This is a genomic window from Sinorhizobium terangae (assembly GCF_009601505.1).
Lineage (GTDB): Bacteria > Pseudomonadota > Alphaproteobacteria > Rhizobiales > Rhizobiaceae > Sinorhizobium > Sinorhizobium terangae.
This window is the reverse complement of record NZ_WITC01000036.1, coordinates 90,322-117,165: the sequence shown is the minus strand read 5'-3', so window position 1 is coordinate 117,165 and position 26,844 is coordinate 90,322. Positions and strand designations below refer to the sequence as shown.

22 protein-coding genes are annotated in these 26,844 nt (G+C 62.4%); 17 read left to right on the top strand and 5 right to left on the bottom strand.

Going from position 1 to position 26,844, the window contains the following annotated elements; translation table 11 throughout:
• Positions 1 to 92: 92 nt before the first annotated feature.
• The 6 genes from hisS to GHK62_RS08905 all read left to right on the top strand — a co-directional run bounded on the left by hisS (position 93) and on the right by GHK62_RS08905 (position 8,659).
• Positions 93 to 1,607, top strand: a complete 1,515-nt coding sequence (gene hisS / locus GHK62_RS08930) for a histidine--tRNA ligase (RefSeq protein ID WP_153438223.1) — start codon at positions 93 to 95, stop codon at positions 1,605 to 1,607.
• 5 nt (positions 1,608 to 1,612) lie between these two features.
• Positions 1,613 to 2,755 carry an ATP phosphoribosyltransferase regulatory subunit gene (locus GHK62_RS08925; protein WP_153438221.1) on the top strand — a complete coding sequence of 381 codons (1,143 nt, stop codon included), beginning with the start codon at positions 1,613 to 1,615 and terminating at the stop codon, positions 2,753 to 2,755.
• Positions 2,752 to 3,447 (top strand): ATP phosphoribosyltransferase, encoded by a 696-nt coding sequence (gene hisG, locus GHK62_RS08920; protein WP_153438219.1) that lies wholly within the window; start codon positions 2,752 to 2,754, stop codon positions 3,445 to 3,447. Before GHK62_RS08925 ends, hisG begins: the two co-directional genes overlap by 4 nt.
• A 124-nt stretch (positions 3,448 to 3,571) precedes the next feature.
• Positions 3,572 to 4,279 carry a glutathione binding-like protein gene (locus tag GHK62_RS08915; RefSeq protein ID WP_153438217.1) on the top strand — a complete coding sequence of 236 codons (708 nt, stop codon included), beginning with the start codon at positions 3,572 to 3,574 and terminating at the stop codon, positions 4,277 to 4,279.
• A gap of 193 nt (positions 4,280 to 4,472) precedes the next feature.
• The gene (locus GHK62_RS08910; RefSeq protein WP_184108440.1) at positions 4,473 to 5,690 is read left to right on the top strand and encodes an NAD(P)/FAD-dependent oxidoreductase; all 1,218 of its coding nucleotides are present in this window, start codon (positions 4,473 to 4,475) and stop codon (positions 5,688 to 5,690) included.
• Positions 5,691 to 5,860: 170 nt separating this feature from the next.
• Entirely contained in the window at positions 5,861 to 8,659 is a 2,799-nt protein-coding gene (locus GHK62_RS08905) for a bifunctional diguanylate cyclase/phosphodiesterase (RefSeq protein WP_153438213.1), read from the top strand.
• 105 nt (positions 8,660 to 8,764) lie between these two features.
• Here GHK62_RS08905 and GHK62_RS08900 read toward each other — a convergent pair whose 3' ends face one another.
• A complete protein-coding gene (locus tag GHK62_RS08900) occupies positions 8,765 to 9,193 on the bottom strand; it encodes a hypothetical protein (RefSeq protein ID WP_184108441.1) in 429 nt (142 codons plus the stop codon).
• A 115-nt stretch (positions 9,194 to 9,308) separates the two neighbouring features.
• On the opposite strand from GHK62_RS08900, the gene GHK62_RS08895 reads away from it, so the two are divergent.
• A complete protein-coding gene (locus GHK62_RS08895) occupies positions 9,309 to 9,599 on the top strand; it encodes a hypothetical protein (protein ID WP_153438209.1) in 291 nt (96 codons plus the stop codon).
• A gap of 204 nt (positions 9,600 to 9,803) precedes the next feature.
• On the opposite strand, the gene groL is transcribed toward GHK62_RS08895, so the two are convergent.
• Positions 9,804 to 11,441, bottom strand: coding sequence for a chaperonin GroEL (gene groL, locus GHK62_RS08890; protein ID WP_153438207.1), 1,638 nt, complete (start codon positions 11,439 to 11,441; stop codon positions 9,804 to 9,806).
• Positions 11,442 to 11,516: 75 nt separating this feature from the next.
• Positions 11,517 to 11,813 carry a co-chaperone GroES gene (gene groES, locus GHK62_RS08885; RefSeq protein WP_012706990.1) on the bottom strand — a complete coding sequence of 99 codons (297 nt, stop codon included), beginning with the start codon at positions 11,811 to 11,813 and terminating at the stop codon, positions 11,517 to 11,519.
• A gap of 505 nt (positions 11,814 to 12,318) precedes the next feature.
• Between groES and GHK62_RS08880 the strand changes: the two genes are divergently transcribed.
• The 5 genes from GHK62_RS08880 (at position 12,319) to GHK62_RS08860 (ending at position 18,595) form a co-directional block, all read left to right on the top strand.
• On the top strand, positions 12,319 to 13,167 hold the full coding sequence (locus tag GHK62_RS08880) for a TIGR01459 family HAD-type hydrolase (protein WP_153438205.1): 849 nt from the start codon (positions 12,319 to 12,321) through the stop codon (positions 13,165 to 13,167).
• Positions 13,168 to 13,180: 13 nt separating this feature from the next.
• The gene (locus tag GHK62_RS08875) at positions 13,181 to 14,164 is read left to right on the top strand and encodes a bifunctional riboflavin kinase/FAD synthetase (protein ID WP_153438203.1); all 984 of its coding nucleotides are present in this window, start codon (positions 13,181 to 13,183) and stop codon (positions 14,162 to 14,164) included.
• Between the two features lie 284 nt (positions 14,165 to 14,448).
• Entirely contained in the window at positions 14,449 to 17,358 is a 2,910-nt protein-coding gene (gene ileS / locus GHK62_RS08870) for an isoleucine--tRNA ligase (protein ID WP_153438886.1), read from the top strand.
• 133 nt (positions 17,359 to 17,491) lie between these two features.
• Positions 17,492 to 18,112 carry a hypothetical protein gene (locus GHK62_RS08865; RefSeq protein WP_153438201.1) on the top strand — a complete coding sequence of 207 codons (621 nt, stop codon included), beginning with the start codon at positions 17,492 to 17,494 and terminating at the stop codon, positions 18,110 to 18,112.
• A gap of 3 nt (positions 18,113 to 18,115) precedes the next feature.
• The gene (locus GHK62_RS08860; RefSeq protein WP_153438199.1) at positions 18,116 to 18,595 is read left to right on the top strand and encodes a GNAT family N-acetyltransferase; all 480 of its coding nucleotides are present in this window, start codon (positions 18,116 to 18,118) and stop codon (positions 18,593 to 18,595) included.
• Between the two features lie 12 nt (positions 18,596 to 18,607).
• Here the strand turns inward: GHK62_RS08860 and GHK62_RS08855 are convergent, their stop codons facing one another.
• Positions 18,608 to 19,057: a nucleoside deaminase gene (locus tag GHK62_RS08855; protein ID WP_153438197.1), complete on the bottom strand. Its 450-nt coding sequence runs from the start codon at positions 19,055 to 19,057 to the stop codon at positions 18,608 to 18,610.
• Positions 19,058 to 19,130: 73 nt separating this feature from the next.
• Between GHK62_RS08855 and GHK62_RS08850 the strand changes: the two genes are divergently transcribed.
• The 3 genes from GHK62_RS08850 to GHK62_RS08840 all read left to right on the top strand — a co-directional run bounded on the left by GHK62_RS08850 (position 19,131) and on the right by GHK62_RS08840 (position 22,481).
• Positions 19,131 to 20,918, top strand: coding sequence for a pseudouridine synthase (locus GHK62_RS08850; RefSeq protein WP_153438195.1), 1,788 nt, complete (start codon positions 19,131 to 19,133; stop codon positions 20,916 to 20,918).
• A gap of 6 nt (positions 20,919 to 20,924) precedes the next feature.
• Positions 20,925 to 21,485: a 16S rRNA (guanine(966)-N(2))-methyltransferase RsmD gene (gene rsmD, locus GHK62_RS08845; protein ID WP_153438193.1), complete on the top strand. Its 561-nt coding sequence runs from the start codon at positions 20,925 to 20,927 to the stop codon at positions 21,483 to 21,485.
• A 111-nt stretch (positions 21,486 to 21,596) separates the two neighbouring features.
• Positions 21,597 to 22,481 carry a patatin-like phospholipase family protein gene (locus GHK62_RS08840; protein ID WP_153438192.1) on the top strand — a complete coding sequence of 295 codons (885 nt, stop codon included), beginning with the start codon at positions 21,597 to 21,599 and terminating at the stop codon, positions 22,479 to 22,481.
• A gap of 14 nt (positions 22,482 to 22,495) precedes the next feature.
• On the opposite strand, the gene GHK62_RS08835 is transcribed toward GHK62_RS08840, so the two are convergent.
• A complete protein-coding gene (locus GHK62_RS08835) occupies positions 22,496 to 24,355 on the bottom strand; it encodes a monovalent cation:proton antiporter-2 (CPA2) family protein (protein WP_153438190.1) in 1,860 nt (619 codons plus the stop codon).
• Between the two features lie 150 nt (positions 24,356 to 24,505).
• On the opposite strand from GHK62_RS08835, the gene GHK62_RS08830 reads away from it, so the two are divergent.
• The gene (locus GHK62_RS08830; protein WP_153438188.1) at positions 24,506 to 25,852 is read left to right on the top strand and encodes a TldD/PmbA family protein; all 1,347 of its coding nucleotides are present in this window, start codon (positions 24,506 to 24,508) and stop codon (positions 25,850 to 25,852) included.
• 166 nt (positions 25,853 to 26,018) lie between these two features.
• Entirely contained in the window at positions 26,019 to 26,837 is an 819-nt protein-coding gene (locus GHK62_RS08820; protein WP_153438186.1) for a 3'(2'),5'-bisphosphate nucleotidase CysQ, read from the top strand.
• Positions 26,838 to 26,844 lie beyond the last annotated feature (7 nt).

Genomic DNA, 26,844 nt, shown 5'->3' with positions numbered 1-26,844 from the left:
ATGCGCGCGCTTTGTACCCGCTGCCCTTGCCGCCCTTGACGTGATCCGGTAGGGAATGCACCGACCGAATTTGACAGTCCGGAATACTCTTCATGAACGAAAAGCAGAAGAAACCGCAGAAGCTCAAGGCGCGCCTGCCGCGCGGCTTTGTCGATCGTTCGGCGGCGGATATCCGCGCCGTCGACGAAATGATTGCCAAGATCCAGGAGGTCTACGAGCGCTACGGTTTCGATCCGGTGGAAACGCCGATGTTCGAATATACAGATGCACTGGGAAAATTCCTTCCCGACAGCGATCGGCCGAACGAAGGCGTCTTCTCGCTGACGGACGACGACGACCAGTGGATGAGCCTGCGCTACGACCTGACGGCGCCGCTGGCGCGCCACGTGGCGGAGAACTTCAACGAGATCCAGCTTCCCTATCGGACCTATCGGGCGGGCTACGTCTTCCGCAACGAGAAGCCGGGACCGGGACGCTTCCGCCAGTTCATGCAGTTCGACGCCGACACGGTCGGTGCGGCGGGCGTCCAGGCCGATGCCGAGATGTGCATGATGATGGCCGACACCATGGAAGCGCTCGGCATTCAGCGCGGCGACTATGTGATCCGTGTCAACAACCGCAAGGTTCTCGACGGTGTGCTCGAGGCGATCGGTCTTGGTGGTGACGAGCATGCGAATGCGCGTCTGACGGTTTTGCGTGCAATCGACAAGCTCGACAAGTTCGGCCCCGAAGGTGTGCGACTGCTGCTCGGCGAAGGCCGCAAGGATGAGAGCGGCGATTTCACCAAGGGTGCGGGCCTGAATGACGAGCAGATCCGCAAGATCCTGTTTTTCGTTGGCATCACTGACTATGCGAAGAGCGCCGCCGAGCTCGCCGAACTCGTTGCCGGAACCGCCAAGGGCGGAGAGGGCGTCGACGAACTCAATACGATCCGCAGCCTCGTGCTCAGCGCAGGCTATGAAGCGGACCGCATCAAGATCGACCCCTCGGTCGTGCGTGGCCTCGAATACTATACCGGCCCCGTCTTCGAGGCCGAGTTGCAGTTTGCGGTGACGAACGAGAAGGGCGAGAAGGTCGTCTTCGGCTCCGTTGGCGGCGGCGGCCGCTATGATGGCCTCGTCTCGCGCTTCATGGGGCAGCCGGTGCCGGCAACCGGCTTCTCGATCGGTGTATCGCGACTGATGACGGCGCTGAAAAACCTTGGCAAGCTTGGGACCGAGGACGTGATCGCGCCCGTGGTCGTCTGCGTCATGGATCGTGACATCGAGAGCATGGGCCGCTACCAGCGCTTCGTCCAGGAGCTGCGCCACGCCGGCATCCGGGCCGAGATGTACCAGGGCAACAAGAAGAATTTCGGCGATCAGTTGAAATATGCCGACCGCCGCGGTTCCCCGCTGGCGATCATCCAGGGCGGCGATGAACGCGCTTCGGGGGTCGTGCAGGTCAAGGACCTGATCGAAGGCAAGCGTCTCTCGGGCGAAATCCAGGACAATGTTACCTGGCGCGAGGCGCGTGTTGCCCAGATTTCCGTGCCGGAGAGCGATCTGGTAGAGAAGGTGCGGGAGATGCTGGCGGCACAGGCTGAGGACCGAACGAAGGCGAACTGAACGCGATGCCTCTGATCAACCTCCCCGCCTTTGCTGGCGACCTGCTTGCCGATTTCGAGCGGATGGAGACCCTGCGCGTCGATACGCCGGTGATCCAGCCGGCCGAACCCTTTCTCGACATGGCAGGCGAAGACCTGCGGCGTCGCATTTTCCTGACCCAGAGCGAGACGGGCGAGAGCCTTTGCCTTCGTCCTGAATTTACGATCCCCGTTTGCCTTCGTCATATCGAGACGGCGACCGGCACGCCGCAGCGCTATGCCTACCTCGGCGAAGTGTTCCGCCAGCGGCGCGAGGGGTCGAGCGAGTTCTATCAGGCGGGCATCGAGGATCTCGGCGAGCCGGACACCGCGCGGGCGGACGCGCGGGCCGTGAGCAACGCGATGCAGGTTCTTGCGAACAGGTTGCCGGGACGGCGCCTTAAGGTGACGCTGGGCGACCAATCGGTGTTCGAAGCGGTTGTCGGAGCCTGCGGGCTGCCTGGCGGCTGGCAGAAGCGGCTGATCCATGCCTTCGGCGAGCCGAAGCAGCTGCAGAAACTTCTGGCGGAACTCGCCGATCCGAAATCCGCAGGTGTCTTCGGTCACGAGGTCGAGCGGCTTGCGATCATGGGCATGCTGGAGGACGAGGATCGGCTCGTTGCCCTTATCGGCGAGACCATGGAGGCAACCGGCTACTCCACCAATGCCAGCCGGTCGCCGCGCGACATCGCTCGCCGCCTGAAGGAAAAAATGGAACTGGCGAACACGCGGCTGGACAAGGTCACGCTCGCCGTCATGCGCGAATTCCTGACGCTGAACCTGCCGCTCGCCGATGCGCCGGCCGCACTTTTCCGCTTCGCTGCAAAGTCGGGGTTGAAGATCGAAGCCGCATTGGCGCTTTTCGACGCGCGCGTCGCTGCACTTTCTCAGGCGGGCGCCGACATCAGTCTCGTCCGCTATCGCGCCGCCTTTGGTCGTCCGCTCGACTATTATACCGGCCTCGTCTTCGAGATCGAGGTCGAAGGCATGGCGGCCGTTCTCGCCGGTGGTGGACGCTTCGACCGCCTGCTGACGCTTCTGGGCGCCCGTGAACATATTCCGGCAGTCGGCTTCTCCCTGTGGCTTGACCGGATCGAGCAGGCGGTTTCTGCCGCAGGGGGCGCGAATTGACGGTGACGATTGCACTGCCTTCGAAGGGGCGGATGAAGGATGATGCTTCGGCGATCTTCGAGCGGGCCGGAATGAAGATTGTCGCGGTCGGCAACGATCGTTCCTACCGGGGCCGGGTCGAAGGCTGGGACGACGTCGAGATTGCCTTTCTTTCGGCCTCGGAAATCTCTCGCGAGATCGGCAGCGGCGCCGTCGATTTCGGCGTCACCGGTGAAGACCTCGTTCGCGAGGGCTTGGCCGACGCGGATGCGCGTGTGGAATTCTGCGCCCGGCTCGGCTTCGGCCATGCCGATGTCGTCGTGGCCGTACCGGAAATCTGGTATGACGTCGATACCATGGCGGACCTCGGCGACGTCGCCGCCGATTTCCGTGCACGTCACGGCCGCAGGCTGGCAATCGCCACCAAATACTGGCGCCTGACCCAGCAGTTTTTCTCCGGAAGCCATGGCATCCAGCTCTATCGTATTGTCGAAAGTCTGGGCGCGACCGAAGGCGCGCCGGCTTCCGGTTCCGCGGACATCATCGTCGACATCACCTCGACCGGTTCGACGCTGAAGGCGAACCATCTCAAGATCCTTTCGGACGGTGTGATCCTGCGGTCGGAAGCCTGCCTCGTCAGGGCGCGGAAGGCGGCCCATGCGGGCGATCCCGTCATTGACCGGATCGTGGCAGCCGTCCGCGCCGCGCTCTGAGAGCCCGCGGCGAGCCTCAGGTGTCACGCAGGAAATTTCACCTCGGGTGCTGACAATTGCAATTGCGACGACCTATGTAGGGGCGGCACATCCCACCTTCGCCATCCCACCTCGAGGCATCCTTATGGCTGATCTTTCCTCTTTCCCGATCACGACCCGCTGGCCGGCAACCAACCCGGATATCATCCAGCTCTATTCGCTGCCGACCCCGAACGGCGTGAAGATTTCCATTGCCCTGGAAGAACTGGGCCTGCCCTACGAGCCGCATCGCATTGCGTTCGATGCCAACGAACAGAAGTCGCCCGAATTCCTGTCGCTCAACCCGAACGGCCGCATCCCGGCGATCATCGATCCGAACGGGCCCGGCGGAAAGCCGATCGGTCTTTTCGAATCCGGTGCGATCCTGGTTTATCTGGCAGAAAAGACGGGAAAGCTTATCCCGGCGGATGCCGCCGGCCGCTACGAGACGCTTTGCTGGGTGATGTTCCAGATGGGCGGTGTTGGTCCGATGCTCGGTCAGTTCGGGCATTTCTTCAAGTTCGCGGCCGAAAGGGTTGCCAACAACTCCTATCCGATGGAGCGGTACCGCGATGAATCGAAGCGCCTGCTCGGCGTGCTCGAGACGCGGCTGAGAGGCCGGCAGTGGCTGATGGGCGACGAATACACGATCGCCGATATTGCCACCTACCCCTGGGTCGAGGGCGCGCGCAGATTCTATGGCGGCGCGGAAGTGCTCGAATACGAGAGTTTCCCGAATGTCATGGCCTGGGTCGATCGCGGCCTCGCGCGGCCGGCCGCGCAGAAGGGGATGGAAATCCCGCGCAAGCCCTGATCCCCTGGCGGTCCTGCCATTCCGCCCGAGTTGACGAAGCTCGGGCGGAAAGGGTACGGCTTGCTAAAGCAGTGTCTACAGCGCCGTGCGTTTCCGAGGCGTGCAAAGATCGCTGTAGCGCTTTGAATCGGCATGATTTTATCCTCACATCGATCCCGATTTGAGGAATCATGCAGTAGAGACGGGGAAGCAGGTGTCGGGAAGACTTGTTGTTATCGGCGGCGGTCAGGCCGCCTTCGCGTTGGTTGCCAAACTTCGCGCTTTGAAGGACGAGCGGCCAGTGACGATCGTGTCTTCTGAGGCAAGCCTTCCCTACCAGCGGCCACCCCTTTCCAAGAAATATCTGCTCCGCGAAATGACGCTCGACCGGCTGCTCTATCGGCCGGAGGCCTGGTATTCGGAGCACGACATCGACATTCGCCTTTCGACCACCGTCACACGCATCGACCGCGGGCAAAAGCAGGTGAGTTTGGGCGACGGATCGGTGCTCGGTTACGAGACGCTTGCCTTCGCGACCGGGGCGGCGCCGCGGCGGCTGCCGGCCTCGGTCGGTGGCGATCTTGCCGGCGTCTACGTCGTGCGGGATTTCAAGGATGCCGATCTGCTCGCCGAGGAGATGCGCCCCGGTCGCCGTGCACTGGTGGTGGGCGGGGGCTATATCGGCCTTGAGGCCGCCGCGGTCGCCCGCACCTGCGGCATGGAGGTGACCGTCATCGAAATGGCGGACCGTATCCTGCAACGGGTGGCCTCGGCCGCGACATCCGCGATCGTTCGCGAGATTCATCGCGCCCGCGGCGTCGAAATCCGCGAGGGCATGGGCCTCCACCGCCTGATCGGCGACAATGGGCGCGTGACGGCCGCTGAACTGGCGGACGGCTCAACGATCCCGGTCGACGTGGTGATCGTCGGCATCGGCGTCAGCGCCAACGATGCTCTGGCGCATGACGCGGGCTTGGAGACCTCCAACGGCATCATCGTTGACAGCTACGGCCGAACTTCCGATCCTGCGATCTTTGCCATGGGTGACTGTGCGGTCCTACCGTGGCAAGGCATGCGGATCCGCCTGGAATCGGTTCAGAACGCCGTTGACCAGGCGGAGGCGATTGCCGCCATCCTCGCCGGCAGCTCCGAGCCCTACGATCCGAAGCCCTGGTTCTGGTCGGACCAGTACGACGTGAAGCTCCAGATCGCCGGCTTCGGTCTCGGCCACGACGAAACGCTGGTCCGTCCGGGCCAGCGCGAAGGCAGCGTATCGGTCTGGTATTTCCGCCAGGGCAAGTTCATCGCCGTCGATGCCATAAACGACGCCAAGGCCTATGTGACGGGAAAGAAGCTGCTCGAAAGCGGAACAACACCGGATCGAGCGAAACTCGCCGATCCTGACACTGACCTCAAGTCACTGCTCATTTAGCCGGCGACATCGCCCGGAATTCTCGATCTGTTAACGAAGAAAGCACCGTTCCGTTTCGGAATGGCCCTCTTCGTCGGGTTTTCACGCTTCTTTAAACCGCGAAACGTCAACAGATGGCGAGCCGGAGCAGGTGACCTGCGTCCGTGCAGTGGTTATTTGGGCGATCTGTTATGTTCAAGATCCTGACATGCCTCGTGGTGGAACACGATCCGCGAATGGTCGTGCTGGCGGCGTTGATTTGCTTCCTGTCGAGTTTCGGCGCTGTCACCTTGCTTCAGCGTGCGCGCGCTGCGGTCGGTGGGCCACGGGCGACCTGGATCGCCGCCGCCGGCATCGCCAGCGGCTTCGGGATATGGGCAACCCACTTCATTGCGATGCTTGCCTATGATCCGGGTGTCTTGGTCGGCTATCAGACGAACCTCATGATCCTGTCGCTGGCGGCGGCAATTGTGCTGACGGTATCGGCCCTCGGCATCGCGACCTATGTGGCGGGGCGCGCCGGCTGGCTGTTCGGCGGGCTGGTGCTTGGCGCCGGCGTTGCCTCCATGCATTTTCTCGGCATGGCTGCGCTGGACGTCCCCGGCTTCATTCGCTGGGACGCGACGCTCGTCGTCTCTTCGATCCTTGCCGGATCGCTGTTCGATGTGGCCGCGCTTTTCGCAGTCGCCCGCGGCGACCAGCCGCTGAGGGCCAAGTTGCTTGCGACGTCCGCGATGACGCTTGGGATCGTGACGCTGCATTTTACGGCGATGGCCGCCGTGACGATCGAAGCCGGCCCCGTGGCTGAGGCGGGCATAGGCATGCTGCAGCCGCATCTCTTGGCCTTCGTCATTGCAGGAACGGCATTCTTCCTGCTGTCGATCGTTCTGACTGCGGCCGGTTTCGCCCGTCAGGCGGAGGTCCTGGCGGCCGCGTCGGAGAAGGAGTTTTCCCGCTTCGTCCGGAGCGTCAAGGACTATGCGATCTGCATGCTCGACATCGATGGCCACGTGACCAGTTGGAATGCCGGTGCTGAGGCGAACAAGGGATACACTGCCGCGGAGATCATCGGCAAGAATTTCGCCTGCTTCTACGCACCGGAAGAAAGGCAGGCCAACCTGCCGCAACAGGCGCTGCGTCTCGCCCTTCTCGATGGAAAATACGAGACGGAAGGCTGGCGCTATCGCAAAGATGACACCCGCTACTGGGCGCACGTGGTGATCGAACCGATCATCGATGAAGCCGGACGGCACGGCGGCTTCATCAAGATTGCCAAGGACATTTCCAAGGAAAAGGCGAACGCCGATCGTATCGCCGAAGTCAGCAAGAATCTCGACATCGCGCTGGAGAACATGACGCAGGGCATATGTCTGTTCGACAAGGCCGACCGCCTGCTGATTTCGAACAGGCGTTGCCTCGAGATCTTCAATCTCTCCGAATCGATGGCCGGCAAGGGCGTGACTTTCCGGGAAATTCTCGAGCGGGCATCTGCCAGCGCCTATCCTGACCCGGCGGTGGCCAAGGCCAGAGCCGATGCGGCTTATCAGAAACACCGCATCGACATTGTCGGCACGGGCGGAGCCGACCTTGTCGAGAAGCTGCCGAACGGACGTTCCATCCTGACGAAGCACCGCATGTTGCCGGATGGCGGCTGGGTCTCCACCTATGAGGACATCACCGAGCGACTGGACTCCGAGGAACAGATTTCGTTCCTCGCCCGACACGACAGTCTGACGGGGCTACCCAATCGGCTGCAGTTCAACAGCTACCTCGAGGAGGAGCTCGATGCCGCTGCCTGGTTCTCGCGCAAGGTGGCCGTCATCGGCCTTGACCTGAACAAGTTCAAGGAAGTCAACGATTTGCATGGTCATGCCGCGGGCGACTTCGTGCTGGTCACGATCGCGCAGCGGATGAAGGCGCTACTTCAGGAGGGCGAGTTCGTTGCCCGTTTCGGCGGCGACGAGTTTGCGGCGGTGAAGCGCTTCGAGGAACTCACCGAGCTCCATGATTTCCTGCGGCGCATTGAAAATTGCCTGCACGAGGAAATGCGCTTCGGTGATTTCGAGCTGAAATCCGGCGGTAGCATGGGCGTTGCGATCTATCCGCAGGACGCCGAAACCGCCGACACGCTGATCAACAATGCCGATCTCGCCATGTATCGCGCCAAGGCGGCATTGAACCAGGCGGTCTGCTTCTACGAGGTCTCGATGGACGAGGCTGCCCGCAAGCGCCGGGCTCTTGCAAACGATCTCTGGGACGCGGTCGAGAAGGGCCAGCTGGCGCTTCACTATCAGGTGCAGAAATCGGTGATGACCGGCGACGTCACCGGCTATGAAGTGCTGCTGCGCTGGCATCATCCCGAACGCGGCATGGTCCCGCCGAATGAATTCATCCCGCTGGCCGAAGAATGCGGTGCGATCCTGCCGATCGGTGAATGGGTCCTGCGCGAGGCATGCCGCGAGGCGGCCGGATGGGGTGGCCAACACAAGATTGCCGTCAATATCTCGCCGGTGCAGTTGGCCAATGGTGACATCGTCAGCCTCGTCCAGCAGGTGCTCGCGGAAACCGGGCTCAGCCCGAAGCGGCTCGAACTCGAAATCACCGAGTCCACCATTATCGACGACAAGGAGCGCGCGCTGCTGACGCTCCGCCAGATCAAGGAGCTTGGAGTCACCATCGCCATCGATGACTTCGGCACCGGTTACTCGTCGCTCGAAACATTGCGGTCGTTCCCCTTCGACAAGATCAAGCTCGACAAGAGCTTCATGTGGGAGGTCGAAGGAAGCCCCCAGGCCAAGGCGATCGTCCGGGCCATCCTCGCCCTCGGGCAAAGCCTCTCCGTGCCGGTCCTTGCCGAGGGCGTCGAAACGCAAAAACAGCTCGACATCCTTCAAGCGGAGGGTTGCGACGAGGCTCAGGGCTATCTGCTCGGGCGCCCAGCGCCCATCGCCGCAGCCCCGGGCACGCGAGTACAAGCTGCCGTCGCTTGATGCGACTGCGGCGGCCGGCCGGAGGTCGAAGGAAAGTGCATACCCCAAGGCTTGCGTAGTTTCAGAGAGTTAGGCCATCTGCTGTTTCAATGAAGCAGTGAATGATTATTGCCGCACCATCGCCTGCGGGCCCTCGATCAGAAAGCGCGGGAAAAAGAAGACCCCAAGCATCGAGCCGGAATAGCGCTCTTCAAGTCCAGACGACTCGCCGATGCAGAAGAGCGGCTGCCTTTGCCCGGTTTCGAGGATGATCGTCGTGGAAAAGCAGAAGGTCGAGGAAGACGTTGCCGCCTGCTCGAAAAGTTCGAGCACGTGATTGCGATCGGCCGGATCGTAACAGCGGACGAAATTGAGCAATCCGCACTCGTTCTCTCGCAGACCGTGAATCGCTGCGGCCTTGTCGCCGAGTACGAAGAGACCCGTGGTGAGATCACCGGACCAGCCCTCGGAAACGCAGAACTGCGCAGGTATTTCCTGATGTGGCAAGCCGTGAATGCCGGAGGACAGGGAATTTGTTCTTGCGATCTTAAACACGACTTGCCCCAGATATGCCCTGCAACGCGGCGCGTCCTATCAGACGCGCAAGGCCGCTATAGCACTTTGAATTGCCGGATGTTTTATCCTTGAATCGGCAACGATTTAAGGAAACATGCAGAGCGAACAGCCGGTATCTAAGTCCGGACAGACGCATTCGAAAAAGGACCGCTCGCTGCCGTTGATCCGAGGGCCAAGCCACTCGTGCCATGCTGATCTCTTGGTCGATTGGTTCGACGCGGGAAAGACAGCCCGTCAAGCGAAATCATTTCGCAAGAAGGTCGGCCATGTTGCGAGCAAATATCAAAAAAGCTTTGGCGATGATGTTCTTTACTCGGACCAGGTACACAAGCCAAAAGCGAGCAGATGCTCGTTCAGTTCGTGGCCGCTCTCCACCTTCGCGTGAATCTGGTGTTCACTTGGCGCGTTGTTATAGTTCGTTTTTTTACAACTTCAACGGTTTTTTGCACTGTTTTGGGCTGCCGTTTCTTTTTCGCAGTGCCTTGTTCGAGATGCATCATTTGGTTTGACGAAAAGCAAAAAGGGCGGCTCGAAGCCGCCCTCTCAGTTCCGGTACCGGAAACATCGCTGTGCTAAGGCTTTCGCCTTATCACATCATGTCCATTCCACCCATTCCGCCCATGCCGCCAGGCATTGCCGGAGCGTCCTTCTTCGGCAGCTCGGCAATCATGGCTTCGGTGGTGACGAGAAGGCCAGCAACCGAGGCTGCGTCCTGCAGGGCGGTGCGAACGACCTTGACCGGGTCGATGATACCCATGGCGATCATGTCGCCATATTCACCGGTCTGTGCGTTGTAGCCGAAGTCGTCGGTGTTCTTCTCGAGGATCTTGCCGACAACGATGGAGGCTTCATCACCAGCATTTTCAGCGATCTGGCGGGCCGGAGCCTGCAGAGCGCGGCGAACGATGTTGATGCCGGCTTCCTGGTCGTCGTTTTCACCCTTGACGGTGATCTTGACGGAAGAGCGCAGCAGGGCGACGCCGCCGCCCGGTACGATACCTTCCTGAACGGCAGCGCGCGTCGCGTTGAGAGCGTCGTCGATGCGGTCCTTCTTTTCCTTCACTTCGACTTCCGTCGCACCGCCGACGCGGATAACGGCAACACCGCCAGCGAGCTTTGCCAGGCGCTCCTGCAGCTTCTCGCGATCGTAATCCGAAGTGGTTTCTTCGATCTGGGCCTTGATCTGGGCAACGCGGCCTTCGATATCCGACTTCTGGCCGGCACCATCGACGATCGTCGTGTTTTCCTTGGAGATCGAAACCTTCTTCGCACGGCCGAGCATGTCGAGCGTGACGTTTTCAAGCTTGATACCGAGGTCTTCGGAGATCACCGTGCCGCCCGTCAGGATCGCGATGTCTTCGAGCATGGCCTTGCGGCGGTCGCCGAAGCCCGGAGCCTTGACAGCAGCGATCTTCAGGCCACCGCGCAGCTTGTTGACGACGAGCGTTGCGAGCGCTTCGCCTTCGACGTCTTCAGCGATGATGAGCAGCGGCTTGCCGGTCTGGACGACGGATTCGAGAACCGGGAGCATGGCCTGGAGGTTCGAGAGCTTCTTCTCGTGCAGGAGAACGAAAGCGTCTTCGAGGTCCGCGACCATTTTTTCCGGGTTGGTGACGAAGTAGGGCGACAGGTAGCCGCGGTCGAACTGCATGCCTTCGACGACTTCGAGTTCGGTTTCAGCGGTCTTGGCTTCTTCAACCGTGATGACGCCTTCGTTGCCGACCTTCTGCATTGCTTCTGCAATGTCGAGGCCGATCTGCTTTTCACCGTTTGCGGAGATGGTGCCGACCTGGGCGACTTCTTCCGAGGTGTTGATCTTCTTGGCCTTGGCAAGCAGGTCCTTGACGACTTCGGTGACGGCGAGGTCGATGCCGCGCTTCAGGTCCATCGGGTTCATGCCGGCAGCAACTGCCTTGGCGCCTTCGCGAACGATCGCCTGAGCGAGAACGGTCGCGGTCGTCGTGCCGTCGCCGGCGATGTCGTTGGTCTTCGAAGCGACTTCGCGGACCATCTGGGCGCCCATGTTCTCGAACTTGTCTTCGAGTTCGATTTCCTTGGCGACCGAAACGCCGTCCTTGGTGATGCGCGGAGCGCCGAAGGACTTGTCGATGACGACGTTACGACCCTTCGGGCCGAGCGTTACCTTGACTGCATCGGCGAGGATGTCGACGCCGCGCAGCATCTTTTCGCGCGCGGTACGGCCGAACTTGACTTCTTTAGCTGCCATTTTTGAAAGCTCCTGGTTTCGAAGTTCCGGGACGGGCCCGGTTTCAAATTACGGAAGTTGGAGGGTGCCGGCCGATCAGCCGATGATGCCCATGATGTCGGCTTCCTTCATGATCAGAAGGTCTTCGCCGTTGATCTTGACTTCGGTGCCGGACCACTTGCCGAACAGGACGCGGTCGCCAGCCTTGACATCGAGCGGAACAACCTTGCCGCTTTCGTCACGGGCGCCCGAACCGACAGCCACGATTTCGCCTTCTTGCGGCTTTTCCTTTGCGGTGTCCGGAATGATGATGCCGCCCTTGGTCTTTTCCTCAGACTCGACGCGGCGGACGACAACGCGGTCGTGCAGCGGACGGAAGTTGGTGCTTGCCATTGTCTAATCCCTCGATCAAATGACATTGCGGATCGTTCATCGACCCGGTGGATGAGTGTTAGCACTCATATCTCACGAGTGCTAGCGTCGCCGAAATAGGACCGTGCGCTGAACGAGTCAAGGATCGGTCGAGAGAATTTTTGCCGGTTGTGATCGTTGATGGGCCGCGAGCCCTTTGTTGTTCAATTGCATGGGGAGAGGGACGGCCCACGCGAGGCATCGCGCCAAAATCCGCATCCAATGGCAACCATGCAAAGACGTCAACGGTGGCCTCGTTCAATTCCATTTCCCCAGACAAACGGGTATCGCGACGGCCCGGGTAATCTTCGACGTGTGCAATGACGACGAATTCGCTGCCGACGCGCTCCTCAGGTTTTTCTGAGATCGCTGGCTGCATTGTGCGTCTGAATTCTTGGGAAGCGCCGCGTTTTTCTGAACGCGAGACTTGTATTCTTTGCCCTTCCTTGCGATGTGAGCCGAGAAGCCGAGTTTGCGGGAAGCCGATATGGCCGTAAGGATCAACAGTTTTCGGGAAATCACCAGCCGGTACGACGTGGTGCTCTGCGATGTCTGGGGCGTGCTCCACAATGGCGTCCAGGCCTTCGCTTCGGCTTGCGAGGCTCTCGCAGAGGCGCGCGCAAAAGGCCTGACTGTCGTCCTCATTACCAATTCGCCGCGGCCGCATCCCGGCGTCGTGGTGCAGATCCGCGGCCTTGGCGTTCCCGACGAAGCCTACGATCGCATCGTTACATCAGGGGACGTCACGCGGGCGTTGATCTCGCAAGCCGCGAAACGCATCTTCTTTATCGGAGCCGAGCGCGACCTGCCTCTGCTCGAAGGTCTAGGTACCGAGATCGTTTCGGCGGAGGACGCGGAGACGATCGTCTGCGCCGGCTTTTATGACGATGAGACCGAAACGCCCGAACACTATCGCGCGACATTGACGGGACTCGCCAAGCGCAAGATCCCGTTCATCTGCGCCAATCCCGACCTCGTCGTGGAGCGCGGGCATCGGCTGATCCCCTGTGCCGGTGCGATCGCCAAGCTCTATGAGGATCTGGGCGGCGAGGCGCGCATTGCCGGCAAGCCCTACATCGCGATCTACCGCGCCGCCCTGACTGAGGCAAAGGCCGTGCGCGGTGCGTTCGATCTCTCCCGCGTCATCGCGATCGGTGACGGCATGCCGACCGACGTCAAGGGGGCGCAGGACGCGGGCTTCGACCTGCTCTATATCAGCGCCGGAATTCATGCCCAGGAATACATGCATGAAAGCCGCACCGACGAGGCGAAACTTGCCGCCTTCCTGAAAAGGGAAGGGGCCGCGCCGAAGTGGTGGATGCCGCGGCTTGGCTGACGGGAAGACGGACATGACGGTTTTTCATCGCAACGAAACCCGTGATCCGCTTCCGGAGCGCCTGCGCGGCGGCGTCATCGCGATCGGCAATTTCGATGGCGTTCACCGCGGACATCAGTCGGTGTTGAACCGGGCGCTGGACGAAGCGGCGAAACGCAGCGTTCCCGCGCTCGTCCTGACCTTCGAGCCGCATCCACGCACCGTCTTCAGGCCGGACACGCCGGTCTTCCGCCTGACGCCCGCCCCGCTCAAGGCCCGCATCCTCGAAGGCATGGGCTTCGGCGCCGTCATCGAATACCCCTTCGACCGGACCTTCTCTCAGCTTTCCGCGTCCGATTTCATCCATCGCATCCTGCGCGAATGGCTGCATGCATCCCACGTGGTCACCGGCTTCGACTTCCATTTCGGCAAAGGGCGCGAAGGCGGCCCGGCATTCCTGATGGCGGCCGGCGAGCGGGAGGGTTTTGGCGTCACGCTCGTCGATGCCTTCCGCGATGAAAACGCTTCGGTGATCTCGTCGAGCTTCATCCGTTCCCTGCTCGCCGAAGGGGATGTTGCGCACGCGGCAGGACTGCTCGGTTACCGTCACACGGTCGAGGCGGAAGTGATCGGCGGCAAGAAGCTTGGACGCTCGCTCGGCTTTCCGACCGCCAATATGAGGCTGCCGCCCGAAGCGGAACTCAAGAACGGCATCTACGCCGTGCGGTTCCGCCGCGCCGATGGCTCTCTTTACGACGGCGTCGCAAGCTACGGCCGTCGCCCGACCGTCGACAGCGATGGCGAGCCGCTGCTGGAGACTTTCGTCTTCGACTACTCCGGTGAGCTTTACGGCGAAGTCTGCAGTGTCTCCTTCTTCGGCCATCTCCGCGATGAGCTCAAGTTCGATGGATTGGAGCCGCTGATGGCGCAGATCAAGCGCGACGAGGAGGAGGCGCGCCAGCTCCTTTCCGGCGTCCAGCCCCTGAGCGAGATCGACCGGAGACTCAATTTCGCCTGAGCTCTGCCGGGAGGCGCCCGGCCTTTCGCAGCCAAAGAATTCGGCCATGCGACGTTGGCGGACCTTTTCAAAAGGCTGAAAACGCCTTAAAGAACCGGCCACTATGACCCGGCACCGTCGATTGATCGTCGATCAGCGAATTATTGGCCCGGCCCTCCGCGCGCGCTAGACCGCCGGCGGGTCCGGGATTTCGGCGTTTCCACGCCCCCCAAAGTCATCTTCGAGACAGAGACCCGTTCCGCATGCGTGACGATACCCGCGCGGAAAAGACGAACGCAAAGACCATGACAGAAACCGCTGAAAAGATCGATTATTCTTCTACCCTCTATCTGCCGCAGACGGAGTTTCCGATGCGCGCCGGTCTGCCGCAGAAGGAACCGGAGACGGTTGCCCGCTGGCAGAAGATGGGCCTCTACAAGAAGCTCCGGGCGTCGGCTGCCGGCCGCGAGAAGTTCGTGCTGCACGACGGTCCGCCCTACGCCAACGGCAACATCCATATCGGCCATGCGCTGAACAAGATCCTCAAGGACGTGATCAACCGATCGTTCCAGATGCGTGGCTTCGACGCCAACTACGTTCCCGGCTGGGACTGCCACGGCCTGCCGATCGAGTGGAAGATCGAGGAAAAGTACCGCGAGAAGGGCAAGAACAAGGACGAGGTTCCGGTCAACGAGTTCCGCAAGGAGTGCCGTGACTTCGCCGGCGGCTGGATCGAGGTCCAGACCGAGGAGTTCAAGCGCCTTGGCATCGAGGGTGATTTCGAGCGGCCCTACACGACGATGAACTTCCATGCGGAAGCCCGCATCGCCGGCGAATTGATGAAGATCGCCAAGGCCGGTCAGCTCTATCGTGGTTCGAAGCCGGTCATGTGGTCGGTGGTCGAGCGCACGGCGCTCGCCGAGGCCGAGGTCGAGTATGCCGATGTCGAGAGCGACATGATCTGGGTAAAATTCCCGATCACCGAGGGCCCGGACGCACTCGCAGGCGCTTTCGTCGTGATCTGGACGACGACGCCCTGGACGATCCCCGGCAACCGCGCGATCGCCTATTCGTCCCGTTACGCTTATGGCCTCTATGAGGTCGCGACCGCCGAAAACGACTATGGTCCGCAGCCCGGCGAAAAGCTGATCTTTGCCAAGCGCCTTGCCGAAGAGTCGGCTGCCAAGGCGAAGGTGACGTTCAGCTTCGTCCGCGACGTCGAAGCGGACGAGCTTGCGGCGATCACGTGCGCCCATCCGCTCCACGGTCTCGGCGGCGGCTATGCCTTCCACGTGCCGCTGCTTGACGGCGATCACGTGACGGATGATGCCGGCACGGGCTTTGTTCACACGGCCCCCGGTCACGGCCGCGAAGACTTTGACGCCTGGATGGACAGCGCCCGCGCACTCGAAGCGCGCGGCATCTCCTCGGCGATCCCGTTCACGGTCGACGATGCCGGCTATTTCACCGCCGATGCGCCCGGCTTCGGTCCGGATGCGGAAGGTGGAGCCGGTCGCGTCATCGACGACAAGGGCAAGAAGGGCGACGCCAATGATCGCGTCATCAAGGCGCTGATCGCCCGCCACACGCTATTTGCTCGTGGCCGCTTGAAGCACTCCTATCCCCATTCCTGGCGGTCGAAGAAGCCGGTCATCTTCCGCAACACGCCGCAATGGTTTGTCTACATGGACAAGGACTTCGGCGACGGCACGACCCTGCGTTCGCGCGCCCTGAAGGCGATCGACGGCACGCGCTTCGTGCCCGGCGCCGGCCAGAACCGCCTGCGTGCGATGATCGAGCAGCGGCCGGACTGGGTGCTTTCGCGCCAGCGTGCCTGGGGCGTGCCGATCGCGATCTTCGCCGACGATCAGGGCGAAATCCTCATCGATGACGCCGTCAACGCCCGGATCCTCGAAGCCTTCGAGAAGGAGGGCGCCGACGCCTGGTTCGCCGAAGGCGCCAAGGAGCGTTTCCTCGGCAACGACCATGACCATGCCAAGTGGCATCAGGTCATGGACATTCTCGACGTCTGGTTCGATTCCGGTTCGACCCATACCTTCACGCTGGAGGATCGCCCCGACCTGAAGTGGCCGGCCGACGTTTATCTCGAGGGCTCGGATCAGCACCGCGGCTGGTTCCACTCGTCGCTGCTCGAAAGCTGCGCGACGCGCGGCCGCGCGCCGTACAACGCCGTTGTCACCCATGGCTTCACCATGGATGAGAAGGGCGAGAAGATGTCGAAGTCGAAGGGCAACACCGTCACCCCGCAGGAGGTGATGAAGGATGCCGGCGCCGACATCCTGCGCCTCTGGGTAATGACGACGGACTATTGGGAGGATCAGCGTCTCGGCAAGACGATCATCCAGACCAACATCGACGCCTACCGCAAGCTCAGGAACACGATCCGCTGGATGCTCGGCACGCTCGCTCATGACAAGGGCGAGGTGATCGCGTTTTCCGACATGCCGGAACTCGAACAGTTGATGTTGCACCGTTTGGCCGAATTGGACCGGCTGGTGCGCGACGGCTACGACGCCTTCGACTTCAAGCGGATCGCCCGTGCGCTTATCGATTTCTCGAATGTCGAGCTGTCGGCGTTCTACTTCGATATCCGCAAGGACGCGCTCTACTGCGACGCACCGTCCTCGATCCGTCGCCGCGCCGCGCTGCACGTCATCCGAACGATTTTCGATTGTCTGGTTACCTGGCTCGCTCCGATGCTGCCTTTCACCACCGAGGAAGCCTGGCTCTCCCGCAACCCGGAAGCCGTCTCGGTGCATCTGGAGCAGTTCCCGACCGTGCCGGCGGAGTGGCGTAACGACGCGCTCGCCGAGAAGTGGCGCAAGATCCGCGAAGTCCGCAAGGTCGTGACCGGTGCACTCGAAATCGAGCGCAAGGAAAAGCGCATCGGCTCGTCGCTGGAAGCGGCGCCCGTCGTCCATGTTGCGGATGCGGATTTGCGCCAGGCGCTCGAAGGCCAGGACTTTGCCGAGATCTGCATCACATCGGCGATCGAGGTCGTCGGCTCCGAGGGACCGGCCGATGCCTTCGCGTTGCCGGACGTCGCCAAGGTCAGTGTCGTGCCGAGGCTGGCCGAGGGGCAGAAATGCGCTCGTTCCTGGCGAATCACCACGGATGTCGGTTCCGACCCGCTCTATCCGGACGTTTCCGCCCGCGATGCTTCGGCTCTGAGGGAGCTTGGATTCAAGCCTTGACGCACCGTTTGGCCGGGTGAATTGCGCTTGTCGCGTTCATCCGGTACAACCTGCCCGAAATTTGGCGGATTTTTCGGCCAAGGGGCGCTGAGTGGCCGCGGCATGTGGGGTGCGGCTGGCTGGAAGGAAATTCATGGAAATGACGCGAGAGTTGCGAGTTGTCGCCAGCATTGCCGCCATCGTGGCGGGCGGTTTGGTGCTTTCGGGCTGCATCGGTGGTCCAACCTACGGTACGGACAAGTCGGCAGGCGAACAACTGCTTGACGACCTCGGCAGCGCCGTGAGCCTTGCCCCGCCGAAGCGCGATCCGGTCAAATATCAACCCCGCCCGGCGCTCGTGCTGCCGCCGCAGGGACAGCAGACAGCTCTGATCGAGCCGCAGCAGTCAATGGCGAACCGCGAAACGAACCCGCAGTGGGTCGAGTCGCCGGAGGAGGTCCGTGAGCGCCTGCGTGACGAGGCGGACGCCAACAAGAACGATCCCAACTATGTCTCGCCTCTGGCGAAGGCGAGCGCCAATGGCCGCCGCCTTTCGGCCAAGGAGCAGCAGGAGGCCTATCGCGAGGCCCGCAAGATCGAGCAGGGCGCGTATTCGGACAAGCGTCGCTTCCTGAGCGATCCGCCGATCGAATATCGTCGTCTCCCGGAAGGTGCCGAAACGGATCTCGGCGAGCCGGAAAAGGTGAAGGAACGCCGCCGCAAGAAGGAGGCGCAGATCGCCAATTCCGGCACCAAGTGGTACTGGCCGTTCTAAGCCATGAAGCCCAGCATTCGCAACGCCGTCCCGGAAGACGCGGAGACGATTCTGCGCTTCATCACGGAGCTCGCGATCTACGAAAAGGCGGGGCATGAGGTCGAAGCGACCATCGAGCTCTTGCAATCTTCGCTCTTCGGTCCGAACGCCGTCGCCCACGCGGTGATTTGCGAGATCGACGGCGTGCCTGCCGGCTTCGCCATCTGGTTCTATAGCTTTTCCACCTGGCAAGCGCGCAAGGGTCTTTATCTCGAAGACCTCTATGTCACACCTGAATACCGCGGTTCGGGTGCCGGCAAGCTGCTTCTGAAACATCTTGCGCGCATCGCCCTTGCGCAAGGTTGCGGCCGCTTCGAATGGAGCGTGCTCGATTGGAACGAGCCGGCCATCCGGGTTTATGAGGCAGTCGGCGCGGAGCCCATGGCGGAATGGAAGCGCTACCGGCTTGCGGGGGCGGCGCTCAAGGCCCTTGCCGACAGTTAACCGCTCGACCGTTCAGCGCTTGCCGGCAAAGAAATCGCGAAGGATATCGGCGGCTTCCCGCTCGGAAAGGCCGGAATAGACATCCGGAACATGGTGGCAGGTGGGCGATGCATAGAACCTGACGCCGCTATCCACCGCGCCGCCCTTCGGATCTTCCGCACCGTAATAGAGGCGGCGTATTCGGGCGAAGGAGATCGCCGCGGCGCACATGGTGCAAGGTTCCAGCGTGACGTAGAGATCCGCACCGGTCAGCCGTTCGCCGCCTACAATCGCGGCGGCCTTCCGGATCGCCTCGATCTCGGCATGGGCGGTGACGTCGTTCAGTTCGCGCGTGCGGTTTCCGGCAGCGGCGACGATCTTGCCGTCGAGCACGACGACAGCGCCGATCGGCACTTCCCCGCGTGCTGCCGCTTGCCGGGCCTCCTTGAGGGCCGCATCCATGAAGCGTGTCGTATCCGTCATCGCTCGATCAATAATTTCTCTTAACCCACGGCGCTTGACCTGATAGGACAGCCGCAAAAGGCAGGCAACACAAATGACATCCAAAGACAAGTCCACGCGGCCCGGCGGCAAGACCAACGGCCGGGAAAAGAAACCTCGTTCCGGTGAGAAGAAGACGGGCGCCACCCCGTCCGCCAACATTCGGCCGGCTGCAAGCGCGCCCGGTGCGGATGAGCCGCAGCGCATCTCGAAGATCCTCTCGCGCGCCGGCGTTGCCTCCCGCCGCGATGTCGAGCGGATGATCATGGAAGGGCGCGTCAAGCTCAACGGCGTCGTGCTCGACACGCCTGTCGTCAACGCAACGCTTGCCGACAGCATCGAGGTCGACGGTCACCCGATCCGCGGCATCGAACGTACGCGCCTCTGGCTTTATCACAAGCCCGCTGGGCTGGTGACGACCAACGCCGATCCGGAAGGCCGGCCGACGGTTTTCGAGAACCTTCCGGAGGGGCTGCCGCGCGTGCTTTCGATCGGCCGCCTCGACATCAACACCGAAGGCCTGCTGCTCTTGACCAATGACGGGGGGCTCGCTCGCGTGCTCGAGCTGCCGTCCACCGGCTGGCTGCGTCGATATCGCGTGCGCGCTCACGGCGAGATCGATCAGGAAGCGCTCGATCGGCTGAAGGACGGCATCGCCGTCGACGGTGTCCTCTACGGAGCCATCGAGGCGACGCTCGACCGGGTTCAGGGATCGAACGTCTGGATCACCATGGGTCTGCGCGAAGGCAAGAACCGCGAGATCAAGAACGTGCTCGGCGCGCTTGGTCTTGATGTGAACCGACTGATCCGCATCTCCTATGGTCCCTTCCAGTTGGGCGACCTGCCGGAAGGCCAAGTTCAGGAAATTCGTGGTCGCACGCTGCGGGACCAGCTCGGCCCTCGCCTGATCGAGGACGCGAAGGCGAATTTCGACGCGCCTCTCTACAATGATCAGCCGGCGGCCGAGAGGGGTGATCGTGACGAGGTTGCCGAGGATGCCGGCAAGGCGGAGCGCGCCGGGCGGCGCGAAAAGCCGGAGGACAAGCGCGAGCGTGCGCTTGCACGCCTCGACACGCGGCGCGACGAAGGCCGTTCGCGCGATCGTGGCGAGCGTTCCGGCGGCCGACCTGCCGACCGCCCGGCTCGGGTGCCGGCAAAGCGCAGCCGCACCGCCAACGTCTGGATGGCGCCGGGCGCACGCCCGATAGCCGAAAAGAAGCCGAAGTCGGCGGATGATCAAGCGGCGACTCCCGTGCGCCGCGAGCGTCCGGAAGGCGCACCGAAGACGAAACGCTATGGCCGCACCAAGGATGGCCTGGCGACGAAGACATCGGGAAAGTTCGATCCCGACCGCAAAGGCGCAGCAGCCAAGGGCGCTGTCCGCCCGGAGCGCGCTCCGCGGTCGGTCGTCAAGCGCGGCGATGAAGATGGAGACTGGATCAGCGCCAGCGAACCTGTGCGCCGCAAGGACGACGCGCGCGAAGGTGGCTTCGGCCGACGCCGGCCTGACCCAGCAGAACGGAAATCGCGGGATCATGGCGATCGCCCGCCGCGGCGCGAAAGCAGTGAACGCACGCGCGCTGAGCGCCCGGCACGCGCCGGGGGCGAAAATCGCGCATTCTCCGGAAAGCCGCGCACAAACCGCAGCGAAGGCGATCGGCCTCAAGGTCGTGAGGGCGGCAACCGCCCTTCCGGCGACCGCCCGCGCGGAAAGCCGGCCGGCAAGCCCAGTCAAGGGAAATCGCCAGGCCAGCGCTCCGGCGGCCCCCGCGGCGGCAAGCCGGGCGGTGGCAAGCCGGGCGGCCGCCCCGGCGGCGGCAAGCCCCGGGGCAAGGGGAAGTAATCGGCCTTGCGGATCGTCGGGGGAGAGTTTCGCGGCCGCGTCCTGGCCACGCCCAAGTCCAACGATATCCGTCCGACGACCGATCGGACGCGTGAAAGCCTGTTCAATATCTTGAGCCACGCCTATCCGGAAGCGCTCGACGGCACCCGCGTGCTCGATCTCTTTGCTGGTACCGGTGCGGTCGGCCTCGAGGCCTTGTCGCGCGGCTGTCGGCAGGCGCTCTTCGTCGAGCAGGGTGTCGAGGGCAGGGGGCTGCTCCGGGTGAATATCGAGACGCTCGGACTTCAGGGGCGCGCCAAGATTTTCCGTCGCGACGCCACCGATCTTGGGCCGGTCGGGACGATGGAGCCGTTTCATCTGGTTTTTGCAGATCCGCCCTATGCCAAGGGGCTCGGCGAGCGTGCACTTGCGGCGGCCGCTGCGGGCAAGTGGCTCGTCCCCGGCGCTCTGGCAATTCTCGAGGAACGGGCCGACATTGAGCCGCGGCTGCCGGCAGAGTTCGAGCTGCTTGATGTGCGCGTTTTTGGCGACACGCGGATGCATTTCTACCGATTCCGCGGCGAGTGACTACTGCATGATTCCCTTAAATCGGAATCGATTTAAGGACAAAATCGTGTAGCAGTTCGACGTGCTAAAGCGGCCGATCGGGTGCCCGTCGGATGAGCGGAGACGAGCGTGATGCGGAAGGATACCTTGTCTGAAGTCGTGCAACCGACCGCGGGGCAGAGCCCCTCGGTTGCCTTGGCGCTCGGAGGCGGAGGCGCGCGGGGACTTGCACATATCCACATCATCGAGGCCCTCGACGAGATGGGCATCCGGCCCGTGGCGATCGCTGGCTCGTCGATCGGTGCGCTCATGGGCGCCGGCATGGCGGCCGGGATGCGCGGGGAGGAGATCCGGCACCATGTGCTGTCGACCGTCGGCCATCGCGGCGAAGTGCTCAACCGGCTGTGGCGACTGAGGCCGACGACCCTTTCCGAGGCGGTGTCGAACGGGCTCCATTTCGGCCGGTTCAACATTGAGCGCGTCCTGAACGCCTTTCTGCCCGAAGCGATTCCCAGCCGCTTTTCCGATCTGTTGATCCCGCTGAAGGTCACGGCGACGGACTACTACGGTCAAACAGAACGCGTTTGTGAAAGCGGTGACCTGCGTAAGGCGCTTGCCGCCTCCGCTGCCCTGCCGGCCGTATTCATGCCGGTGAAGATCGATGGCCGAGTCATGATCGACGGCGGCATCTACAATCCGATCCCATTCGATCACTTACGCGGCCTGGCGAATATTCTGGTCGCTATCGATGTCGTCGGTGGTCCGGATGGCGACGGGCGAACGATACCGAGCCGGATCGACAGCCTGTTCGGCACGAGCCAATTGATGATGCAATCCATCATTGCGATGAAAATGAAAGACGGCGCGCCCGACATATTGATGCGTCCCGATGTCGGGCGCTTCCGGGTTCTCGATTTCCTGCGCGCCCACGAGGTCCTGGCCGCGACGGCAAGTACCAAGGAGCAATTCAAGCGTGCGCTTTCCGAGCGGATCGAGAGCTGGAAGGAGATCGGCTGAGGGCGAGGCCCCTGTCAGTCGGTCTGCGCCAGCGTCTCGTCCTTCTGCGGCGGGTCCTCGGCCGGAAGGCTCGGCAGGATCCGCTCCTCGGTGTCGGCGGAGTGATTGACTTCGCGCTTCGGCTTGACCAACGGCTCGGGCCTCACCGGCCGCGAGTGCAGCATGTCGCGGCCCGCGGAGATGCCCTCGGCTTCTTGCAGAACGAGGCGCGCTTCGTCGCGACGGCGGATGTCGTCCATGATGGCGATTGCTTCGTCGTCGCCAACGCCCAGTGCTTCCAGCGTCTTGCGACCGAAGAGCAGGCCGGATTCGAAGGTCTCGCGCAGTTCGTAATCGACGCCCCTGGCACGCAGTTCCAGTGTGTGCAGCCGGTCGTAGGAGCGGGCGAAGATGCGGGCGTTCGGGTACTCGGCCTGGACAAGGCTGATGATCCTGTCCGTGGTTTCCTTCTTCTGCGTGCAGACCGCAACGAGCTTCGCGCGCTCGATGCCTGCGGCTCTCAGCACGTCGAGCCGGGTACCGTCGCCGAAATAGATGCGGAAGCCGAAGGTTGCGGCCTGGCGCACGCGCGCGGCGGAGTGATCGATAATGGTCACGTCGCGGCCGCCGGCGAGCAGGATCTGTGAGGCAATCTGGGCGAAACGGGAAAAGCCGATCATCAGCACGTCGGCGCCGGCACCCTCGAAGTCCTCCTCGATCTCATCGGCCAACTCGTCCTGCTCGTGCATCAAGCGCTTGGAGAGCATCGCCGCGACGGGGGTGAGCGCCATCGAGAGCGTTACGATGGCGACGAGCAGCGACGAGGTTCCCTGTGAAAAGACCCCCGCAGCGGCCGCCGCGGTGAAAAGCACGAAGCCGAATTCGCCGCCCTGGGGCAGAAGAAGGCCGATGCGCAGCGCGTCGTTGTGGCGGGAGCCGGTGATGCGGCAAAGCCAATAGAGCACGAGGCTCTTCACCAGCATCAGCAACGGCACTGCAACGATGATCAGGAGATAGTTTTCGACGATGACGCCGAGTTCCAGAGACAGGCCGACGGCCATGAAGAACAGCGCCTGGAGGATACCGCGAAAGGGTTCGATGTCGGCTTCGAGTTCATGGCGATAGGACGATTCCGCCAGGAGCACGCCGGCGAGAAAGGCACCCATCGCCATCGAAAGACCGGCAAGCTGCATCAATGTCGCCGCGCCCATGACGACGAGAAGGGCGGCCGCGATCATGACATCGCGCGCTCCGGTGCGGGCGATCACCTGGAAGAGCGGATTGAGCAGATAACGGCCCGCAAAGAAGAGAATGGCGATGGCGCTGACCGCAATCGCGAAGTCCTGAAATGGCGTCGTCGCGTCTTCCGGAGCTTGCGCTGCCAGCAAGGGGATGAGGGCGAGCAGCGGAACGATCGCCAGATCCTGCAGGAGCAGGATGGAGAAGGCGCGCTGGCCGTAGCGCGTATTGGTATCGTTACTCTCGTCGAGGATCTGCATTGCGAAGGCCGTCGACGAGAGCGCAAGCCCGAAACCGGCAATGATGCTTCCCCTCCATTCGAGAAGGCCGGCGAATGCGATCAGGGAGGAGAGAGCGAGGCCGGTCAGGACAACCTGCGCAGCACCCAGTCCGAAGATGTCGCGCCGCATCTGCCACAGGCGCGAAGGCTTCAATTCCAAACCGATGATGAAGAGCAGGAACACGACCCCGAGTTCCGAAACGTGCAGGATCTCCTCTCCCTCGGTAATCCGTTGCGCGACCGGGCCGATCAGGATGCCGGCTGCGAGATAGCCGAGTATCGTGCCGAGCCCCAGGCGCTTGAAGAGCGGTGCCGCGAGCACGGCGCCGCCGAGCAGCATGAGCGCCTGGGTATAGAGAAACGATGTCGTCTGCATGCTCGATGCTCTCGCTGTCACGGCTGCTGCGGGCCCTGCATGCAGGGCTTTTGCCGGATATCATTTGGATGCTGGGGCGGGGAATCACGAAGATACCCTTGATGCATGGTTCAGTGCACAATAAATGGGGCAGGAATGAAAGGCCAAATCATGTCTGAGATGATCGATTCCGCTGCTTTGGAGAAGCAAGCCGCCGAGCTCGTTGAACTCGCGCGCCGGGCCGGCGCGGACTCTGCGGATGCGGTGGTCGTACGGGGCCGCTCCCGCTCGGTTTCTGTGCGGCTCGGCAAGGTCGAAGCGACGGAAGCCTCCGAAAGCGATGACTTTTCGCTGAGAGTCTTCGTCGGGCGCCGGGTCGCAAGTGTCTCGGCAAATCCCGGCTTCGATTTAAAGGTGCTTGCCGAGCGTGCGGTCGCTATGGCCAAGGCCTCGCCCGAGGACCCATACGCATCCCTTGCTGACTCCGGCCGGCTTGCGACATCCTACCCGGACCTCGATCTCTTCGATGGCAGCGAGGTATCGACCGAAGCCTTGACCGAGGCTGCACTTGCCGCCGAGGAGGCGGCCCTTGCCGTCTTCGGCGTCACCAACTCAAGCGGTGCCGGTGCTTCGGCCGGCATGGGCGGACTCGTTCTGGCTACCTCGCATGGCTTCTCGGGCTCCTACATGGCAACTCGCTTCGGCCGCTCCGTCAGCGCCATTGCCGGCGAGGGCACGAAGATGGAACGCGACTACGATTTCGACAGCCGCCTCTATTTCGATGATTTGCGAACGGCCGAGGACATTGGCCGCGTCGCTGGCGAACGGGCGGTCGCGCGCCTCAACCCGCGCCAGGTTCCGACCGCAAAGAACGTCACTGTCGTTTTCGACCCGCGCATTGCGCGCGGTTTCGTCGGTCATCTGGCGGGTGCGATCAACGGCGCATCGGTGGCGCGCAAGACGAGCTTCCTGCGCGACATGATGGGCAAGCAGATCATGAAGGCCGGCATCGAAGTGACCGATGATCCGCTGATCGTCCGCGGCGCCTCGTCGCGCCCCTTCGATGGCGAGGGGGTGAGCGGATCGAAACTGTCGATGGTCGAGGACGGTGTGCTGCGGCATTGGTTCCTGTCGACCTCAGCGGCCATGGAGTTGGGGCTCGAAACCAATGGACGCGGCGTTCGCGGCGGCCCGACGGTTAATCCCGCCTCGACCAATCTCGCCCTGGAGCCCGGAACGATCTCGCGCGACGACCTGATAAAGAGCGTCGGGACGGGTTTCTACGTCACCGAGCTCATCGGCCAGGGCGTCAACATGGTGACGGGCGAATATAGCCGCGGCGCTTCCGGTTTCTGGATCGAGAATGGCGAGATCACCTTTCCCGTATCCGAGGTAACGATTGCTTCCAATCTCAAGCAGATGTTCATGGCTTTGACGCCTGCCGATGATATCGACAGGAAATTCGGCATTGCTGCGCCGACCCTTGCCATCGAAGGCATGACGCTCGCCGGAACCTGATCGCTACTGCATGCCTCCTTAAATCGACCCCGATTTGAGGACAAAGACAGGCAGCAATTCAAAGTGCTACAGCGTTTTTTGCGCGTCTGATGAGACGCGCGGAGCTGTGGCGGGGTGTTCCGCCAACATTGAGGCGCGCGGGAAGGTCTTGCGCGTATGGAGTTGAATGTCAGAAACAGCCCGACCGTTCACGCCTGCCTGGAGCGAGGACCTTGAGCTGATCCTCGCTGCGGCGATCGCCGCAGGCGACACCGCGCTCGGATATTTTCGCAAGACCTTTGACGTGCGCTGGAAGAACGAGGGCCGCTCGCCGGTGAGCGAGGCGGACCTCGCCGCCAACGACATCCTCAAGGGAAGGTTGCTGGGTGCCCGACCCGATTATGGCTGGCTTTCCGAGGAGACCGATGATGACGAGAGCCGCCTTTCCCGGGAGAGCGTGTTCGTGGTCGATCCGATCGATGGAACGCGTGCCTTCATCGCTGGCCGTGAACTTTGGTGTGTGAGCGTCGCCGTCGTCCATCGGGGCCAGCCAGTTGCGGCCGCGCTTTATGCGCCGGCGCTCGGCGAGGTATTTCAGGCCATCCGCGACGGCGAGGCGCTGAAGAACGGAACCGCGATCGCCGTGCGCGTGCCCGAGCGCGAGGAGACGCTGAAGGTTGCGATGGCGGAGGATCTGGTCGGCAAGCTGGCTTCGCCCTACCGCGAAGAAATTGTGCGCGTTCAGCATGTGCCATCGCTTGCCTACCGGCTGGCGATGATCGCGGACGGACGGATCGACGGAACCATCGTCAAGAAGAACTCGCATGACTGGGATCTTGCCGCTGCCGACCTCATTCTTGCGCGGGCAGGCGGTGCGCTTTGCGGGCTGGACGGCCTGCCTCTGTCCTACAATCGCCCCATTGTCACGCACGGCATTCTTGGCGCGGGTTCGAGGCAGGCGCTGCCGGCTTTGCTTGCCGCCTCCCGCCCGTTGGAGCCCCATTGACCTTTGG

Bases quoted from the DNA above. Each gene is read 5' to 3' on its own strand.
- groES (WP_012706990.1), bottom strand. From the start codon at position 11,813: ATGGCAAGCACCAACTTCCGTCCGCTGCACGACCGCGTTGTCGTCCGC.
- GHK62_RS08855 (WP_153438197.1), bottom strand. From the start codon at position 19,057: ATGACGGATACGACACGCTTCATGGATGCGGCCCTCAAGGAGGCCCGG.
- GHK62_RS08820 (WP_153438186.1), top strand. From the start codon at position 26,019: ATGTCAGAAACAGCCCGACCGTTCACGCCTGCCTGGAGCGAGGACCTT.
- GHK62_RS08860 (WP_153438199.1), top strand. From the start codon at position 18,116: ATGAAGCCCAGCATTCGCAACGCCGTCCCGGAAGACGCGGAGACGATT.
- GHK62_RS08915 (WP_153438217.1), top strand. From the start codon at position 3,572: ATGGCTGATCTTTCCTCTTTCCCGATCACGACCCGCTGGCCGGCAACC.
- GHK62_RS08880 (WP_153438205.1), top strand. From the start codon at position 12,319: ATGGCCGTAAGGATCAACAGTTTTCGGGAAATCACCAGCCGGTACGAC.
- GHK62_RS08905 (WP_153438213.1), top strand. From the start codon at position 5,861: ATGTTCAAGATCCTGACATGCCTCGTGGTGGAACACGATCCGCGAATG.
- GHK62_RS08865 (WP_153438201.1), top strand. From the start codon at position 17,492: ATGGAAATGACGCGAGAGTTGCGAGTTGTCGCCAGCATTGCCGCCATC.
- GHK62_RS08840 (WP_153438192.1), top strand. From the start codon at position 21,597: ATGCGGAAGGATACCTTGTCTGAAGTCGTGCAACCGACCGCGGGGCAG.
- groL (WP_153438207.1), bottom strand. From the start codon at position 11,441: ATGGCAGCTAAAGAAGTCAAGTTCGGCCGTACCGCGCGCGAAAAGATG.
- hisS (WP_153438223.1), top strand. From the start codon at position 93: ATGAACGAAAAGCAGAAGAAACCGCAGAAGCTCAAGGCGCGCCTGCCG.
- ileS (WP_153438886.1), top strand. From the start codon at position 14,449: ATGACAGAAACCGCTGAAAAGATCGATTATTCTTCTACCCTCTATCTG.
- GHK62_RS08835 (WP_153438190.1), bottom strand. From the start codon at position 24,355: ATGCAGACGACATCGTTTCTCTATACCCAGGCGCTCATGCTGCTCGGC.
- GHK62_RS08850 (WP_153438195.1), top strand. From the start codon at position 19,131: ATGACATCCAAAGACAAGTCCACGCGGCCCGGCGGCAAGACCAACGGC.
- GHK62_RS08875 (WP_153438203.1), top strand. From the start codon at position 13,181: ATGACGGTTTTTCATCGCAACGAAACCCGTGATCCGCTTCCGGAGCGC.
- GHK62_RS08925 (WP_153438221.1), top strand. From the start codon at position 1,613: ATGCCTCTGATCAACCTCCCCGCCTTTGCTGGCGACCTGCTTGCCGAT.
- GHK62_RS08895 (WP_153438209.1), top strand. From the start codon at position 9,309: ATGCAGAGCGAACAGCCGGTATCTAAGTCCGGACAGACGCATTCGAAA.
- GHK62_RS08830 (WP_153438188.1), top strand. From the start codon at position 24,506: ATGTCTGAGATGATCGATTCCGCTGCTTTGGAGAAGCAAGCCGCCGAG.